General features: G+C 46.2%; 16 protein-coding genes and 1 tRNA gene. 5 read left to right on the forward strand and 12 right to left on the reverse strand.

The features are described from left to right. Positions 1 to 217: 217 nt before the first annotated feature. The 4 genes from adhP to KVT36_RS03965 form a co-directional block, all read right to left on the reverse strand. Positions 218 to 1,252, reverse strand: a complete 1,035-nt coding sequence (gene adhP / locus KVT36_RS03950; protein WP_217602202.1) for an alcohol dehydrogenase AdhP — start codon at positions 1,250 to 1,252, stop codon at positions 218 to 220. 674 nt (positions 1,253 to 1,926) lie between these two features. Further along, positions 1,927 to 2,484 (reverse strand): zinc-binding dehydrogenase, encoded by a 558-nt coding sequence (locus KVT36_RS03955; RefSeq protein WP_217602203.1) that lies wholly within the window; start codon positions 2,482 to 2,484, stop codon positions 1,927 to 1,929. Positions 2,485 to 2,535: 51 nt separating this feature from the next. Beyond that, complete coding sequence (locus KVT36_RS03960) at positions 2,536 to 2,844, reverse strand: alcohol dehydrogenase catalytic domain-containing protein (RefSeq protein ID WP_217602204.1); 309 nt, start codon at positions 2,842 to 2,844, stop codon at positions 2,536 to 2,538. 340 nt (positions 2,845 to 3,184) lie between these two features. Next, positions 3,185 to 3,700, reverse strand: a complete 516-nt coding sequence (locus KVT36_RS03965) for a GNAT family N-acetyltransferase (protein ID WP_217602205.1) — start codon at positions 3,698 to 3,700, stop codon at positions 3,185 to 3,187. Positions 3,701 to 4,065: 365 nt separating this feature from the next. On the opposite strand from KVT36_RS03965, the gene KVT36_RS03970 reads away from it, so the two are divergent. Both KVT36_RS03970 and KVT36_RS03975 read left to right on the forward strand, forming a co-directional pair. Further along, the gene (locus tag KVT36_RS03970) at positions 4,066 to 4,872 is read left to right on the forward strand and encodes a helix-turn-helix domain-containing protein (RefSeq protein WP_217602206.1); all 807 of its coding nucleotides are present in this window, start codon (positions 4,066 to 4,068) and stop codon (positions 4,870 to 4,872) included. 67 nt (positions 4,873 to 4,939) lie between these two features. Continuing rightward, positions 4,940 to 5,383, forward strand: coding sequence for a DUF6223 family protein (locus tag KVT36_RS03975; RefSeq protein ID WP_217602207.1), 444 nt, complete (start codon positions 4,940 to 4,942; stop codon positions 5,381 to 5,383). 560 nt (positions 5,384 to 5,943) lie between these two features. On the opposite strand, the gene KVT36_RS03980 is transcribed toward KVT36_RS03975, so the two are convergent. The 7 genes from KVT36_RS03980 to KVT36_RS04010 all read right to left on the reverse strand — a co-directional run bounded on the left by KVT36_RS03980 (position 5,944) and on the right by KVT36_RS04010 (position 13,899). Beyond that, positions 5,944 to 7,065, reverse strand: coding sequence for an acyltransferase family protein (locus KVT36_RS03980; protein ID WP_217602208.1), 1,122 nt, complete (start codon positions 7,063 to 7,065; stop codon positions 5,944 to 5,946). Positions 7,066 to 7,224: 159 nt separating this feature from the next. Beyond that, on the reverse strand, positions 7,225 to 7,461 hold the full coding sequence (locus KVT36_RS03985) for an Arm DNA-binding domain-containing protein (protein WP_217602209.1): 237 nt from the start codon (positions 7,459 to 7,461) through the stop codon (positions 7,225 to 7,227). 237 nt (positions 7,462 to 7,698) lie between these two features. Further along, positions 7,699 to 7,771, reverse strand: a tRNA-Lys gene (locus KVT36_RS03990). A gap of 76 nt (positions 7,772 to 7,847) precedes the next feature. Then, complete coding sequence (locus KVT36_RS03995) at positions 7,848 to 11,048, reverse strand: error-prone DNA polymerase (protein WP_217602210.1); 3,201 nt, start codon at positions 11,046 to 11,048, stop codon at positions 7,848 to 7,850. A 16-nt stretch (positions 11,049 to 11,064) separates the two neighbouring features. Then, positions 11,065 to 12,567: a DNA polymerase Y family protein gene (locus KVT36_RS04000; RefSeq protein WP_217602211.1), complete on the reverse strand. Its 1,503-nt coding sequence runs from the start codon at positions 12,565 to 12,567 to the stop codon at positions 11,065 to 11,067. Between the two features lies 1 nt (position 12,568). After that, positions 12,569 to 13,300, reverse strand: a complete 732-nt coding sequence (locus tag KVT36_RS04005) for an ImuA family protein (protein WP_217602212.1) — start codon at positions 13,298 to 13,300, stop codon at positions 12,569 to 12,571. Positions 13,301 to 13,548: 248 nt separating this feature from the next. After that, positions 13,549 to 13,899 carry a helix-turn-helix domain-containing protein gene (locus KVT36_RS04010; RefSeq protein WP_217602213.1) on the reverse strand — a complete coding sequence of 117 codons (351 nt, stop codon included), beginning with the start codon at positions 13,897 to 13,899 and terminating at the stop codon, positions 13,549 to 13,551. Between the two features lie 118 nt (positions 13,900 to 14,017). Here KVT36_RS04010 and KVT36_RS04015 point away from each other — a divergent pair, with 118 nt between their 5' ends. Together KVT36_RS04015 and KVT36_RS04020 are read left to right on the forward strand one after the other, a co-directional pair. Further along, on the forward strand, positions 14,018 to 15,046 hold the full coding sequence (locus KVT36_RS04015) for an aldo/keto reductase (RefSeq protein WP_217602214.1): 1,029 nt from the start codon (positions 14,018 to 14,020) through the stop codon (positions 15,044 to 15,046). Positions 15,047 to 15,091: 45 nt separating this feature from the next. Then, entirely contained in the window at positions 15,092 to 15,739 is a 648-nt protein-coding gene (locus KVT36_RS04020) for a DUF6624 domain-containing protein (RefSeq protein ID WP_217602215.1), read from the forward strand. 87 nt (positions 15,740 to 15,826) lie between these two features. On the opposite strand, the gene KVT36_RS04025 is transcribed toward KVT36_RS04020, so the two are convergent. Then, the gene (locus tag KVT36_RS04025) at positions 15,827 to 16,021 is read right to left on the reverse strand and encodes a carboxypeptidase-like regulatory domain-containing protein (RefSeq protein WP_217602216.1); all 195 of its coding nucleotides are present in this window, start codon (positions 16,019 to 16,021) and stop codon (positions 15,827 to 15,829) included. A 208-nt stretch (positions 16,022 to 16,229) separates the two neighbouring features. On the opposite strand from KVT36_RS04025, the gene KVT36_RS04030 reads away from it, so the two are divergent. Beyond that, positions 16,230 to 17,228 carry a LacI family DNA-binding transcriptional regulator gene (locus KVT36_RS04030; RefSeq protein WP_254639830.1) on the forward strand — a complete coding sequence of 333 codons (999 nt, stop codon included), beginning with the start codon at positions 16,230 to 16,232 and terminating at the stop codon, positions 17,226 to 17,228. The last annotated feature ends 77 nt before the right edge of the window (positions 17,229 to 17,305 follow it).

Consider the following 17,305-nt stretch of genomic DNA (forward strand, 5'->3'; position numbering starts at 1 on the left):
CGATTTTGGAACGCCTGTATAGACTGCCGCAAAACCAGCTAATATTGGTATTTCTTTCAAGATGCTGATAACATGATCAATCCATTAATAATATCATATATTCGTAAACGTTATAGTTTGCTTTTGAGCATAAAAAAGCCGCCGCTGAAAAGCGGCAGCTGTGTCAGATTACATTTAGGAACTATTATTGTGGATTATATGCGATCTCCACAATTTTTTACGGGTTTGAGATCTGAAGCACCGTGCGGCCTTCAATCTCACCCTTTTTCATTTCATCAAAAATGGTATTAATGTCTTCCAGCTTTGCGGCGTGTACAGTTGCTTTTACTTTGCCTTCTACGGCAAAGGAAATGGCTTCCTGCATATCTTTACGGGTGCCAACAATAGAACCCCTTACGGTATAGCGGTTTAATACAGTTTCAAAAATGGGAAGGTCAAAGCTGCCCGGTGGCAGGCCGTTCAGGGAAATAGTACCTTTTCTGCGCAGCGCGGAAATGCCCTGTTTAAAAGCAATCGGCGATACGGCTGTAACCAGCACGCCATGCATTCCGCCGGTTTCTTTCTTCAGCTTAATGCCGGGTTCTCCCTCTCTTGCATTAACGGTGATATCGGCGCCCAGTTTTTTAGCCAAGGCAAGCTTGTCGTCCGATATGTCTATTGCGGCTACATGAAGCCCCATTGCTTTGGCATATTGCACCGCGAGGTGCCCAAGCCCGCCAATGCCGGATATTGCCACCCATTCTCCTGGTTTGGTATCTGTTTCTTTCAATCCTTTATATACGGTTACGCCGGCGCAAACAATCGGCGCTATCTCCAGGAAGTTAATGCCGGCAGGAAAGTGTGCTACATAACGTGCATCAGCTACCACGTATTCTGCATAACCGCCGTCCACGCTATATCCACCGTTCTGCTGACCTTCACAAAGTGTCTCCCAGCCGGTAATGCAGTAATCACAGCATCCGCAGGCGCTATATAACCAGGGCACGCCCACAATGTCACCCTCTTTTACATTCTTAACACTACGGCCCAGTGCTTCCACATATCCAATAGCTTCATGACCCGGTATCAGGGGGAGCTTGGGCTTTACCGGCCAGTCGCCCTGACAGGCATGCAGGTCTGTATGGCAAACGCCGCAGGTTACAACACGTACCAGGATCTCGTTTTCGCCGGGTTCTTTTACCGGTACCTGCTCTATTTGTAACGGTGCACCAAAGGCATGAATAACTGCGGCTTTCATTGTTTTAGGCAACATGGATCATGTATTAATAAGTGAATAATGGTGATGTTTCTTTGCTTTAAAGTGTATGTAAAAGAACAAATGGTTGACGGCTTATGGAATGATGGCTGTCAATAAACGGAATGACAGTTGTCAGAGAAGTGGTTTGCCATCATACGAATGACGACGATTGAAAAAGGGGGAGTAGTGGCCTGAGGCGATATTGGATGATCCTTCTGTTGGAAGAAAATTTACAGGACACGAAGGCATTAAGGATTATTTTGATAGCTACTTCATAGGATATAAAACGCAAACTGAATTGGTTAATCATTCAGGATGATCCGCATGCCCGTCTGGAGGTTGTATTTACAGGAGAATTTCCGGAGGGAAAGATAGGAGGGGCGTTTGATTTTACATTCAATAACGGGAAAATATTCTTTGTAAAAGCAGATCTGATACACTAAACTGAAAGTAGTGAGTGAAAATAATTTTAATGAACTCATCCGCCGTTCTCTGAAAGAAAAGTACCATCAGTACAGCATCACGGCAGCGAATGGACGGTGGGAGAAGACGCCATTTGCACAACCAATAAGGAAAAATGGAGTATGATTAACCCAAACTGAGTGTACATACTCCATCGTTTCTTAACTCGTTCAAAGGAAATGATAACGATAATCGGCGCGTGGCGTACCCCTTCGGCGTTTTGACTTTTAAGGGCGAACGCGGATGATCGTTTTTCCGCGGACCCGGTCGGCCGAATTGAAGGTAGCAACGGCGTCGTTGAGCGAAGATGTTTTGCCGATGTAGGTCCGCAGACGTCCCTCGCGCAGCCGCTGCACAATCTCATTCAACTGGTTTGGATCTGCAACGACAACAAAGTCGATTGTTGATCCGTTGACAGGTCGTGCTTCAGTCGGACCTGCGATGGTCACCAGCATTCCTCCAGACCTGATCAGTCCTGCGGATTGGTTGGTAATATCCCCACCGAAGATATCGAACACCAAATCGACACCGGCGGCGTCTTGCAACTTTTCGTTTTCAAGATCAATGTACTCGTGTGCACCGAAATCGAGCGCCGTCTTGCGGCCGTCTGCGCGGCCTGTACCGATGACATAAGCACCGGCAGCACGTGCAAGCTGGGTTGCCATTGAACCCACAATGCCGGCGGCGCCGTGTACGAGAACTGTCTGCCCCGCGCGGAGGCGGCCATGCTCAAACAGCCCTTGCCATGCAGTCAGACCAGACATCACGAGGGCTGCGCCATCCATGAAGCTAACATCGGCCGGCAGTGGCGCAAGGTTGCGTGCCTCAACGGCTACTTACTCCGCCAGCGCGCCATCGCGGTACCAGTCTGTGAGGCCGAACACGCGCTGTCCTATGGATAGGCCCGTCGTTCCATAGCCAATGGCGGTGACAATGCCCGCCAGCTCATGACCAGGAATCGATGGCGTCCTGTCCCTGCCGGCGCGATCTGTCCAGGTCGCGGGCCACGACAGCTCATCTCCTGTTATTGCCGATGCATGAACCTCAACGATAACGTCATTTATCGCTGCTTGCGGCTCGGGCCGTTCCACAAGCTGCATTCCAGCCTTTCCTGCAGCCTGGTCTGTTACTACTATTGCTTTCATATTATACCTCTTTTTTTGGTCATCCGCAAACACCCACTTGAGGAAGTGTTGTTGCAGTACAATATTGTTTTCAACTAATCTTATTAACCTGGTGTAAAATTAGAGCTTATCCTGGCTGGTTTGGTAGGCCAATTTCAAAATACTTAGGGGTCCAGTTAATGCAACCGGTGTCCGGTTCGCGGAAGGCAGCACTTATGGACAACAGCCGCCGTGGCTTACGTACTTAAAGAAAATCCTGAGGAGCTATCGAACGAAACCCGAACCTTTTTCGACCACAAAGAAAAAGAGGCTGCTCACTTCATATTGTGAGACAGCCTCTTCTGGTTACCACTGATTAATTTCAACTGGTGACGTTGAAGCTATTATGGTATTCCACAGTCCCCTCTGGTATCTCTCCTGTAAATGACTGTACCTGGAAATACTCAGCAGGAGCATGCAGGTACTGCAAACGGGCATCACTCCTGAATCCGAACCGGCCATAATAAGAAGGTTCGCCCAGCACCACACATCCGGCTGCATGCAGCTTCCGCAATGCATCAATGGCGGCCCTGGTCAGGCCGGAACCCACGCCAGATCCCTGTTTGGAAGGCATCACCGATACAGGCCCCAGTCCAAACCAGCCTTCACTTCCTGAAGAAATGGTTACAGGCGATATAGCAATATGTCCTATCAATACTCCTTCCTCCTCTGCCACCAGAGAAACGGTCAGCTGACCATTTGCGCGCAGGGCTTTTATGATGAATGATTCTGTTCCACTGCTATATGCTGCTGAGGCAAATGCAGCCTTCGTTACCTGATCAATAGCCCCGATATCAGAAGGCTCCTCCCTCCAGATACTATATTTGTATTTGTGCATTACTGATAGAATTAAAAAAAATAAAAGATACTCCCGCTGCCGAAGGCGCAGAAGACATGAATAGAATTATCAGCTGAAGATGTAATTACCTGGGTAATTACTGTAATACAATATCCATCATACGCTGAAATTGAAGAAAAGTGAAATTCCACGCGAAAAATAAGGAAAATTGTGATACTCCCTTCATAACGGGCAGGCATATTTTTATGCTATCCATAAACAGTTTTATTTTTCAATTATTCGATCGTTACATTCAATGCAAAAAAAAGTAGTATAAAGCAGCTTCTGTGAACCCTATGGTATAAAACCCGGAACATTCATTTATTATTTACGTAATTTTATGATACGTTGACTAAAATATACAAATGAACTATGGTATCATACAACCGCCTCCACATCTTACCGGATATGTCCGGTTCTACTGGTTTGTAGAGGGCAATCTGCCATACGTTCATCATGCTTTTGCCTATCCTTGTCCCGAATTTATCTTTTGTTACAAAGGACATTTCAAGTATGGCATTGAGCATAGGAAAGAAACTATACTTACTTCCGGCATCTTCGGACAGACAAAAACCTTTAGCCGGGTGACCTTGAATAATGAGTACTTTGGGATATTTGGTGTTTACTTATACCCTCACGCATTCCTTCAATTATTTCACTTGCCGGCAAACGAACTTTCCAATCATTATGCAACCATGAGCTCAGTATTGGGAAAAGATGGGGAGATGCTTGAAGATAAAATGATGTTGGCCTCAAATAATCCTCAGAGAGCGAAACTTGTGTCTGACTTTCTGAAAAAACGACTGAAAAATGTGAAAACCGAACACACCGCTATTTCTTCCGCTATCGCATCGGTTGTAGACTCTTATCATATGAGTTCAGTACAGGCTTTAGCCGATACCAATTTCCTATCACTACGACAATTTGAACGGCGGTTCAAAGAATTGTCGGGCTTCAGCCCGAAATCATTTTTGCGGATTACGAGGTTTAATTCTGTTCTCAACAAAGATTTTCAACATCAATCTTTAACTGAAATAGGTATAGAGTGTGGCTATTATGACCAATCGCACTTCATTCACGATTTTCAAAAATTTTCAGGTATTAGTCCAAAAGAATACTTTAAGAAGGAGATGCTTGCAGCGGCGGGTAGGGGTACGGTGGAGTTCCGATAACATCATGTCGTTTTTTTACAATTTTATCTTGGGCAGGAAGAATAATTTTGTATAAATCCTTTTTGATATGGGAAAAATCATCTCATTTGTTTTATCTGTAAGTTTAATCATATCCTGTTGTTTATTTGCAACCGTAAAAACATTTTCGCAAACAGATGAATCTGCAAATAAAGTATCAACTACTGAAACAAAAAAGTCTGCCCTTTTTAACGAAGGTGGTTATGTAAGAGGCATCACTCCTGCACGGGCTATCGGGTTGGCAGAATTGCTTTTGGGTATATTGAGCATAGTCTTTGCCATCCGTGCTAAAAGACGTTCTTCAATAGCAGGAACAAAAACCGCCTTGATACTGGGCTTGCTTGCAATTGTTTTTAGTATAGTGCATTTCGTCACAACAGCAGGCGCTGTATTCGGGTCTGGAAGTGGGAAAGCCGGCGCAATTTTGGCTATAATGTTAAGTTTAGCTGGCATAATACTTAGCGGGTTGGTTCTTCGCCGGAAAAAAATATAGCAGCCAGCTTCAATAACATCTAATACCGTTTTTTTACATTCCTCATGGTCTGGAATTTGATAAACTCCCAAACCTAAAATGGGTATTTCTATGCCGTTGTTTAATATTACGTTTCTCATTCCCTAGTGTTTGTCACTTCCTTTAAAAGGTTTAAATGGGCAAATGTTTGATCTATAGTGGGGTGATTGTTCATATTAAGGGTGAAATTTAGCTTATAATATTAACTAATTCAGTGTACCATCTGCGCTTCAAGCGCTCTCCCAGCTCAATGCTAACACGAAGCAATATGCCAGGAACTGACATCCTTGCTCTTGTCTAAGGATAGTTAAATTATATCAGAGTTTATTGGCGACTGTTTGCTTTTTCCTTAATTACAGTTAATCTCCTCTCTGGTATTCTAAACCACTTGCTTACAGTTTACGGCGATGGTGTGGCATTTGATCCCGATAGCTATCGGGAGTCAGTCCAACCGTTGCAAAAAAGCCAAATAGAATTACTAATGTTGAATTTTCAACTGTCTGCCCCACTATTGCCAAACCGTCGTACCTTGCTTCATTCAGTCAAATAACTCGCTTTACTAAAGGAATTTTACGAATTAGCGCAACAAGCATGTAGGAAAATACAATACTTAAAATGCAGGCAATAATATATTTAATAGTTGGCTTAAGCGTTAAAGATACCAGCATAATAGTAACACCAACTACAACAGCGGAATGGAAAATATAAACCCCGTATCTATTTTCTCTTAGTATTGATAATATAAAATTTGTAAAGTTGAGTTTTTTCTTAAATAGATGAAGGAAAAAACCAGAGAAACCAATACACAAAAAGGTTTGGGCAAATGAAAGAGAAACTGATTCCCAGGTAATGCCCGAAACAAATTTATTAACTATAGGCGGATACTTTGAAAGAAGATAAATAATAACGCAAAAGTAAGTGGCTGCAATAAGTGAGATGGGAAACCATGTTATTGCCACTTTTCTGGAAAGATCATCAAGCCAATGCTTTCTGTATACTAATAATCCGATTGCATACATGAAAATGTAAGGAGTGATATTGGAAAACTCTATGCCAATAAAATTCTGTCCAAGTGGAAAAAATTGTCGCACTATGATTGTAAGACCACTGCATAGAAGAATAATCATCAATATATTTACATGTGTAGGGATATTATTTGATAGACATTTTGAAATAGAAAAATGAGGTTTTATAAATTTCCAATAGCAAATATATACTAACTCAAAAGATATCAACACCAAAATAAACCACGCATGAGAAGTATACGGTTTAGCGTTTTGTTGTAATACATAACTAAACCATGACAATTGAGTTGTCCTATTATGGATTTCAATATAATATAAAATACTTGGGGCAAGAATAATCATTACAAATAACAACGGTACCACTAGGCGAATTAATCTTACTTTTATAAATTTGGATACCCCTTTTTTCTCTAATGAAGGAATTGTTAAAAAAGCGGAAATGAAAAAGAATAGGCTCATAGAAAATGATGCCTCAAGTCCAGTTAAGGCCGAAAGGAAAATTCGAATTGTGCCAGTTAGTTTTTCAGATGTAACATAGCACCAGCCGCCCAGTGACCCATAACCAATACTAACATGATGGAGTACAACCAGAACAGATAAGAATATCATAAGATTATCTAAATAATAAAGTCGCTTCATTTGCTACATCTAATTTGACATCATAAATAAATGTCTTGAAGAGGGATTTGTATGTATGCGGCACAACTCTTGTACTTACGAAACCTCCAACTACCGATTTGCATCAATACAACAAATATACGCGGCATTTACGCAATATGCTCTCAGCGCAGTGTTTTGTCAGATCATTGAGGTCTGGCGGCAGTAACATCCCCTGATTTTTGCCTCTGGGGTGGTACTGATCACAATCTTATTTTCCTCATCCCATTCTTCGGGTAGAATCTTCCGGCTTAATGAAATTTCCGTACGCAGGCCGTCAATTGTAACACGAGCGGAAATAGGGGCTTTGCCATCTTTGGCTTTCCGGGCTATACTTCTTTTTATCCAGAATAGAATAGAAAGGTCCTGCTTACTCATAGCTATCGTTTTTAAGATGGTTAAGAATGAAATACTTTGAAATACTTTTGAGTTGGTCCAAATTTTTTCAAACTGCCATCCATCATTCGGTTACCTAAAATTGCAGATTTTGCAAGGTAACCGGATAGGTAACCGAATCGATAGCTACTGATAGACTTTCTTTGAAATACAATTTTTCGCAAAACCGCTACAGCGGCATGTATAAACGAAAAAAGGCATTCTTTAGAATGCCTTCTGTGATCCCGCTGGGACTCGAACCCAGGACCCATACATTAAAAGTGTATTGCTCTACCAACTGAGCTACGGAATCAGCTCTTTTTGTTATAAAGAGGGTGCAAAAATAGTTATATTTTTATTTGAAACAAGAGGTGTGGAAAAAAAGTTTACTACTTAAAATTCCTGCCTCCATAAAAAACCTTTGCTCCATCCACCTTGTTCTGCTCCGCTGAAGCGGGAAACGGCCTCCGTTCATCCGCATGGCCCGGCGGTTCTTCCGGCAATGCGCTGCTTAGCTCCCGCAGCAGCTCCGTTAAGTTATAACAATGTTTTACGATCACGTGGATCACCTCTCCCTCACGCTGCAAGGTACCTTCCACCATCAAAAGGCGGGATTGCAGGATCTCTTTTCGGTACTTATCAAACAGCTTTTGAAACACTACCAGGTTAGCGCACCCCGTTTCATCCTCAATGGTAATAAAACAAATACCGCTGGCAGTACCGGGTCTTTGCCGCACCAGCACAAGGCCGGCTACTTTTACCGGCATACCATCAGTAAGGGTGTTCAGTGCCTGTGCCGTCACAATATGCAGCTGCTGCAGCTTTTCCCGTACAAAACTTACGGGATGTGCTTTTAACGATAATGACATAGCCGCATAATCCTGTATTACATGTTCAGATGCAGACATCTCCGGCAACGTGATCTGCGTTTCAGCAGCGCTTTCTGACGGTGTGCCGGCAAACAGCGCAATAGGCCGGTCGTGCAGGGCTGTTACTTCCCATAAGGCCCGGCGCCGGTCAAGGCCCAATGATCTGAAGGCATCTGCATCTGCCAGTTTTTCCAGGGTAGATTGCTGCACACCGGCATCACGTAATGCAGGAATAGTAGTATAGTGAGTAGTGCGCCCCGCAATAAGTGCCTGCACATCATCCTCCCGCATCCCTTTTACCTGGCGAAAGCCCAGGCGGAGCGCATGGGGCGGATCTGACCTTTTTTCGATCGTATTATCCCACATGGAATGGTTCACATCTACCGGCCGCACCTCCACGCCGTGGTTCTTTGCATCGATCACGATCTGGGCCGGCTGATAAAACCCCATGGGCATGCTGTTGAGCAAGGCGCAGGCAAAAACATCCGGATAAAAACATTTGATCCAGGAAGATACATATACCAGCAGGGCAAAACTTACAGCATGGCTTTCAGGAAATCCATAACTGCCAAACCCTTCCAGCTGTTTGAAAATGCGATGGGCAAATTCTTCGGTATACTTGTTTTTAACCATGCCGCTAACCAGCTTTTCCCTGAACTTGCTCACCATGCCAGGCAGCTTAAAAGTGGCCATGCTGCGGCGAAGCTCATCTGCTTCAGCGGGTGTAAAACCTGCGGCATCAATAGCAATTTGCATGGCTTGTTCCTGGAACAGGGGCACGCCTAAGGTGCGTTGAAGGATATTTTTTAATGCTTCAGAAGGATATTCAACAGGTTCTAAACCGTTACGCCGGCGTAAGTAAGGATGCACCATATCGCCCTGGATAGGCCCTGGCCGCACAATGGCTACTTCTATTACCAGGTCATAAAAGCAGTCAGGCCTCAGCCGGGGTAACATGGCTTGCTGCGCACGGCTCTCTATCTGGAAAACGCCAATGGTATCTGCACGGCAGATCATTTCATAAACGGCAGGATCATCCTGGGGAATAGTAGCCAGCGTATAGGGCTTCCCGTAATGCTCCTTCAACAGATCAAAACCTTTACGGATGCAGGTGAGCATACCCAGTGCCAATACATCTATCTTCAGAAAGCCCAGGGCATCAATGTCGTCCTTATTCCATTCAATACAGGTACGGTCTTCCATACGCGCATTTAATATAGGGCACAGATCAGAAAGTTTATCCTGCGTAATTACAAACCCCCCGGTATGCTGGCCCAGCTGCCGTGGAAAACCCATGAGCTGTCCGGTAAGCTGTAACACTTTCCGCAGCATCGGATCATTGGCATTCAATCCCTGTTCTGTAAGGCGATGCTCCTCAAACCATCCCTCCGTAAAATCCCAGATGGAGCTTGAAAGCCGGTTGATGGTATCTACAGATAACCCCATTGCTTTTCCTACATCGCGGATAGCGCCTTTTTGCCGTTGCTGTGTTACCGTTGCTACAATGGCTGCCCGGTCGCGGCCATACTTTTTGTAAATGTATTGCATCACTTCCTCCCGTCGCTCATGCTCAAACTCCACATCAATATCAGGCGGCTCATTACGTGCAGATGAAATAAAACGCTCAAACAGCAGATCAAACTTTGAGGGGTCAACAGAAGTAATGCCCAGGCAGTAACAAACAGTGGAATTGGCGGCCGACCCGCGTCCCTGGCATAAAATATCCTGTTCCCTTGCGTAACGTACAATATCATACACGGTTAAAAAGTAGGGAGCATAATTTTTCCCCTCAATGAACGTAAGCTCATAATCAATGGCCTTGCTTACCTTTTCCGGGATGTTGCCGCCAAACCGCTGCCGGGCGCCCTCCCAGGCAAGAACAGTAAGTTCCTGCTGCGGGGTGCGGCCATTGCTGGTCAGCTCTTCCGGGTATACATATTGCAGCATATCCAGTGAGAACTGGCAGGCGGCTGCAATTTCCTGCGTGCGGTGGATGGCATCGGGGTATTGCCGGAACAGCCGCTGCATTTCATCAATGGGTTTCAGGTACCGTTCTGCATTGGGATGCAGCCGGAAGCCGGCGTTATGAATAGTACATTTTTCACGGATGCAGGTTAGCACATCCTGCAGCTGGCGGCGCGCAGTTTGATGGTAATGCACATCGTTGGTGGCTACCAGTGGTATTTGTAATTGTCCGGAGAGTTCTGAAAGCCGGTACAGTTTTTTGGTATCATCGCCCTGGTAGGAGCGGGATGCGGCCAGGTACAGCTCATCGCCAAACGCTTCCCGGTATGCATTCAGTGCCTGCCGGAAGGCTGGTTCAAAGCTGAAATTTGCGGTTAATGAATCAGGTGGTATAACAATGAACTTTATGCCTTTGGCATGTTTATATACATCGGTTTTAAACAGCTCGCATTTGCCTTTCTCCGTTCTCAGGTTACCTTCCGTTAACAAAGCAGAAAGCCGGCTATAGGCTTCTTTATTGGTAGGATAAGCCAGCAGGCTGGGGCCATCCACCAGGTCAAGACGGCAGGCAGGGATGAGCTGTATATCCTTTCCCTGAGCAGCTACATGCGCGCGTACAATACCCGCAAGTGTGTTACGGTCTGTAATGGCGATCTTTTTATAACCATAGGCAAACGCCTGTTCTACCAGCTCTTCGGGATGAGAGGCGCCCCGCAGGAAACTAAAATTGGTGGTGACCTGTAATTCAGTGTACATACATCATTTCATTTTCTTACGCAAAAAAGCCATGGATGTACCAGCAATGCGGTTTATTCACATCATAATGCCCCGACCTGAAAAGCCAGTAACGGCGGCCGTCCTGGTCTTCCACAGCATAATAATCCCGGTGCGGCCCTTCCTCCAGCCACCATTCGCGTTCAATACGTTCAGGACCGTCTGCCTTTTTTATGTAGTGCAGCTTGCCTTTGTAAGTAAACAACATAGGCGGATAGTCAGGTATGGGGGCGCTAACCTCTACCGGCTCTGGTTCCCGTAACAGCTGCATGGGGCGGGGATGGTCCGTGCGCCAGGGTGTAGCTGGTTTTTCCAGCATAGAAGCGGTGGGGGTAATAGAGCGCTCCGGCCAGTAATGCTGTACCGGCAAATAACGGCGAATGGAATGCGCGCCTGTTTTACCGGCCAGCCGGTCTGTCAGCTGCGCCAGCGTAATGCTTTCCAGGCCGCAACCGCCGGTCCACAATGTTTCCTGCTGGGGAGAAACGTCTTCCACATGGGGCGCTTCCAGTATAAAAAGCTCTATGCCTAAGGCCGGTTCAATAGTAGGTATCTTATTTTCAAATAGTTTGAAAAGATGACGGGTATTGTGTGATGCGCGGTTAGTGCCAATTTCCACCTGTTCTATCTTACCATCCACCCGGTATGCTTTAAGAACGGCGGTACGCAGTCCCTTGCCTTTTTGCTGCAGGCGGCTGCAAAGTGTTTCCAGCAATCGTTGCAGTGCAATTTCAATACCCGTTGCCGTTAGTATAGGTTCCAGGCAGGGCAGCCGTTCCTGGTAGGGAGGAATGGGTAACAGCGGATCAATAACTTCCTCTTCCCGGCCCAGGGCCTGATCCATACGGCCAAGCAGCGCCTGGCCAAAACGCCTGCGCAGCGCGGAACGCGGCATATTTATAAAACTGCAGACCTGGTACAGGCCCAGCTTTTGTAAACGTTCCAGCAGGTCAGGTTCCAGGCGCAAGGCAGCGGGGGGTAAGGGTAGCAGGGCAGTGGCCTGTTCTCCGCTTTTAATGATGCAGGTAACCCTTCCATACCGCGCTACGGCCCATGCAGTACCAATGGTATCTGCAATGGCTACACGTACATGATAACCAAAAGCTTTTAAGCGGGTAATGATCTCCTGTAGGTAAGGTTGTTCTCCTCCCCACAAGTGCGCGCAGCCGCTGGCATCCAGTATCAAACCATCGGGCAGGTCTGTAGCGGCAACAGGGGTATAACGTATACACCATTTGCAAAGCGCTTTCAATAATTGCTCCGCTAAACCGGGTTTGTCGTTAAATACCTGTAGCGCAGGAACAATGGCCCTGGCATCTGCCAGCACCATTCCAACAAAAATGCCCTGTGCCTGCGCAGCAGCGCTGGCTGCTGTTATCATCATGCGCCCGTGATCAGGCGCCGCCAGTATAAAAGGCTGATGCAGCAATTCAGGCTTGCGGATGATCAGCCAGTCTGTTATTAAATGACGGAACCATATGGCTACAAAACGTTTGGGCATATTATCCTATTTTTCGTACATCCGCGGGCGGTTGTAATGCAATATTTTCAGTGATCACGTTAAACCGGCCCTGTGCCCATTCCAGCGGCCATTCACCGGGTTTACCGTTGCGCACTTTTAAAAGTGTTATACGCCAGCGGGGAAAACCAATGCCGGGCATATTGTCACCGGGTTCGCTGTGCAGCGGCGTAACCCTCCACCGGGCCACACAGGCATTTGCATTCAGATCGCGTGGCTGGTGGCGTAGTATAAAACCGGTTACCCTGCTTTGTTCTACCGCCAGCTGCAGCCGCCTGGATGCGGTGAAGCTAATGTCCCTCATTTCGCCAACCACAGCTGCCAGCCCTTCACATTTCAACGCTTCTTCCATGGCCCATAACACATCCCGTTCGCGTTGCAGATCTACAAAAATGATCTGATCAGGTGTTACGCCAAATGCTGCCAATGCAGGCGGAAAAAGGGTGCGTGCAGCACTGATCCATATACAAACACGGCCCTGCTGCATCAGGGGCGCTAAGAGTCCGGCAATAAATCCGCCTGTAGCTGCTGCCTGTTCTGCAGCCTCGCTTAAAAATTCATGAACGGCACCTGTAGGAAAAACCGCGTTGGGAAATGCCGCCTCCACGGGCTCAAGGCCTGCGTGAACAGCTGCATTTAGTGTTGGTTTAAACCCCTGCAAAAGCAACAGCTCTTTTTGCAATTGACTAATGATCTCTTTTTTAGTGGCGGACATGGCGGAAGATCTTATTTATTGATCGTATGAATGTGTGGAGTAGAGTGATCCGCTGCCGCTTTTCCTATCGTCATCATGTTTCACCAATATTTTTAGCAATAATATGCTAAAAATATTAGCTAAGCAAGGCGCTTAACAATCCGGATATGGACATGATATTTATAAATCAATGATTATCAAATCGAAAGGGAAGATATTCACAGGAATGTTTTTTTACACGCTAAGCCCCCATTAACAAACTGCTTATTTTATTTCTCCGCTAATACCTCTTGCAGCCGCTCCCGGTAGCGGTCTCCCCATTCGCCCATTACTTTTATAACCGGCAGCAGGGTTGCTCCAAATTCGGTTAAAGTATATTCAACTTTGGGCGGCAGCTCTGAATAAACTTTCCGGGAAATAAGGCCCGCTGCAAACAGCTCATTCAGCTGCACCGCCAGTACTTTCCGGTTAGAGCCCGGTAATCTGCGCTGTAATGCGCCCGGCCGTTTAATACCCTGACCTATGTAATGAATAAGCCCCACTTTCCATTTGCCGTACAGCACCTCCCGGGCCAGGTACACACTGCAATCCAGCTTTATGGGATTTTTTCTTTTATACATGTACCAAAGATAACATATCCGCCACGCCGGCCATGGGAATAAATTTATGGCTATTGAATCATTTATCCGTACTTGTTTACCAGGGTTTCCAGGCAGAATTTTGTATAAAAAATAAACGATGCGATATAGATTATTCGGAAGAGGAACAGGATTAAGAGTGAGCGGCATAGCCCTTGGCGGCGCTATGTTCGGCAACAGCGCGGGATATGGCGCGGAACCGGCTACCGTGCGTGAGATGCTGGACACTTACTTAATGGCTGGCGGGAATCTCATAGACACATCCGACCAGTACCAGGGCGGCGGGTCAGAGCAGCTGATTGGTGAATATATAACCGGCCGGCGTAATGAGCTGGTGCTGGTTACCAAATATACGTTTGCCCATTCCCGTTCCTCCACCATAGCCATGCTGGGCAACAGTCGCAAAGCTATGGTACAGGCCGTGGAAGGAAGCCTCAAACGCCTGCGTACAGACCGTATAGACCTTTACCTGGCGCATGCTGCAGATAATATTACGCCTGCGGAAGAGATCATGCGTGGCTTTGAAGACCTGACCCGTGCCGGCAAGATCATTTATGGAGGCTTTTCCAACTTTCCTGCATGGCGTATTGCTACCGCAGCAACGCTGGCTGACCTACGAAACTGGGCACCGCTTACCTGCGTACAGCTGGAATACAGTCTTATTAGCCGTGCCGCGGAACGGGAGCTATTACCCATGGCCCATGGTTTTGGCCTGGGCGTTTTAGGCTACTCCCCGCTGGGCGGCGGTGTGCTTACCGGTAAGTACCGGAAGGGGGAAACAGGCCGTGTTACACACTTTACCGGTAAAACACCGGATGTACGGCATGATACCATTCTTGATCAGCTGTTTGAAATAGCAACAGCAACCGGTGCTAATGCAGGGCAGGTGGCTATTGCATGGGCCGCAGCTAAAGGAGTTATCCCGGTAATTGGCCCGCGCACAGCAGCGCAGCTGGAAGATAACCTGGGCGCAGTACATGTACAGCTTACTGCTGAACAGATCAACCAGCTGGATGAAGTAAGCGCAATTGCTTTAGGTTACCCGCATGAGCTGCTGGCAGCGCAGCAGGCAAGGCTGGCGGCCGGAGAGCCGGAAAGAGTGGAACAACCGGGAAGGGTAGTGGTGTAAACAGCAACCGGAAAAGATTATATTTATACTTCATCACTGCTACATATGAAAATAATCCCATTGTTCTTCTGCTGCATATTATTAAATAGCCTTACAATAGCGCAAACCAATCCTGCCCTTGCAGATACCCTGGCAAAAATGGTGGTTATTGACCAGCAGGCAGCAGGCTTGCCGCCGAAAGGGCTAACCTTTGATTCCCCGGTGTGGCAGCATTTTAAAGACAGTGTATTTACTTCCCATCATAAAAGGCTGGAAAAAATGCTGGATAGTTATGGTTATCCGGGTAGTGATATGGTAGGGGAGGAAGGGGCGCATCATTTCTGGTTATTGGTACAACACCTGGATAAATGGCCTGCATTTCAGCAACAGGTAATTAAGGCTATGGAGCAACAGGTGGCTGATAAAAAAGCATCCTCTAAAGACCTGGCTTACTTAACAGACCGTGTACGGCTGAATACCGGTGGTAAACAGGTGTACGGTACACAGGTCACTTATAATACAGATAGCTGCCAGGCTATTCCTAAACCGCTGGAAGATCCGGCATCAGTGAACGAAAGGCGGAAAGCAGCAGGGCTGGAGCCGTTGGAAAACTATCTGAACATGATGAGTGAAAGCCATTTCCTGATGAATAAGGAAATGTATGAAAAGAAAGGTATTAAAGGGCCAAAGCTGTATGAGCAAAAAAATAAGTAATGATTGTATGATCATTACTTATTATCGCTAAAGAAGTGTACTGCTATTTGAGCTTCACATGCACTACCTCTCCATCCTTCTCCACTTCTACATACTTTTATAATACTCACGCTGGTAGTAATCAGTACCGCCACCATAGCTATTGTAGCCGGAACCAGTGTACCGGTCGTAATAGGCACCGGAGCTCCAGTTCAGCACGGCCTGCAGGTAATATTTGCCGGGTTTCATATCCGGGAACGTGAATTCGCCATCGCTATTGGTAATAGCTTCCAGGCGGCTCAATTACAATGGTGTTCTATAAAACCGCTACTGTCGAGAACGTTTACGTAATTTTTTATGCGGATGAATGAAATACCTGTTATATTAGAAGCACACTCAGGTCCGGTATATCCAGCCGGCATAATTATAAAGGAAGGGGGAATGCAAAAGCCTGCTGCGGCAGCGCTTATCACAACTATTATACACACCTGTAACTACGCTTATGGCCAGTATGATCACTATAAAGGATATTGCGCGTAACCTGAATATTTCTGTAGCCACGGTGTCCAGGGCTTTGCGCGATACCTATGATGTTAATAAAGAAACGCGTGAAAAGGTGCTGCAGATGGCCAAAGCGCTGGATTATAAACCGAATGTGAACGCCACCGGCTTAGCAAAAGGGAAGACCAATAACATTGGAATTATTCTGCCTTTTGTAACTAACTATTATTTTTCTACTGTTATTACGGGCATACAGGAAGTGGCGTACAGCAAGGGATACAATATTATGCTGTTTATTACCAATGATGCCGAAGAGCGGGAAATAGACATTACGCACAACCTGAACATTTCCAGTTTCGCGGGTTTCCTGGTATCCTCCTGCGCTTCTTCTTTTAAACATTTTAGTGAGATCACAGACAAGGGTATTCATGTCGTGTTCTTTGACCGTGTATCACCTACCATGGATACCTCTAAAGTAATGCAGGATGATTATAACGGCGCCTTTATGGCTACGGAGCACCTTATTCAGCAAGGTTATACACGGATAGCGCACCTGGCCGGCCCGCGCGGTATTGCCATGACGGAGAAAAGATTAAAAGGTTACCAGGATGCGCTGGAAAAACACCACCTGCCGCTAAATGAGCAGTTCATTATCCACTCCGGTTTTTCGCAGGAATGTGGTGAAGCAGACACACAAATATTATTAACCCATAAAAAAAGGCCCGATGCTATTTTCGGTGTGAACGACCGTAAAGCCATTGGCGCCATGTTAGCCCTTAAACAGCACAACATTAAAATTGGTAAGGAAATAGGCGTGATCGGTTTTACCAACGATCCCGCTTCCGCACTCATCTCACCTTCGTTAACCACCGTAGCAGAGCCGGCTTTTGAAATTGGTAAGATCAGCTGTGAGCTGCTGCTGAAGCACATCACCAAAAAACGTTTTCCACCGGAAGAAGTGGTATTACCCAGCACCTTGATCGTGCGGGAATCTACTGTCAGAAAGTAGAACTGCAGCGCATTTGCTGTCTGTAATAAGCCCTGTTATTAAACGAGAGCGTTCTCGATAACGTTATCGCTAATATA

It is taken from the genome of Chitinophaga sp. GbtcB8 (genome assembly GCF_019091455.1).
GTDB lineage: Bacteria > Bacteroidota > Bacteroidia > Chitinophagales > Chitinophagaceae > Chitinophaga.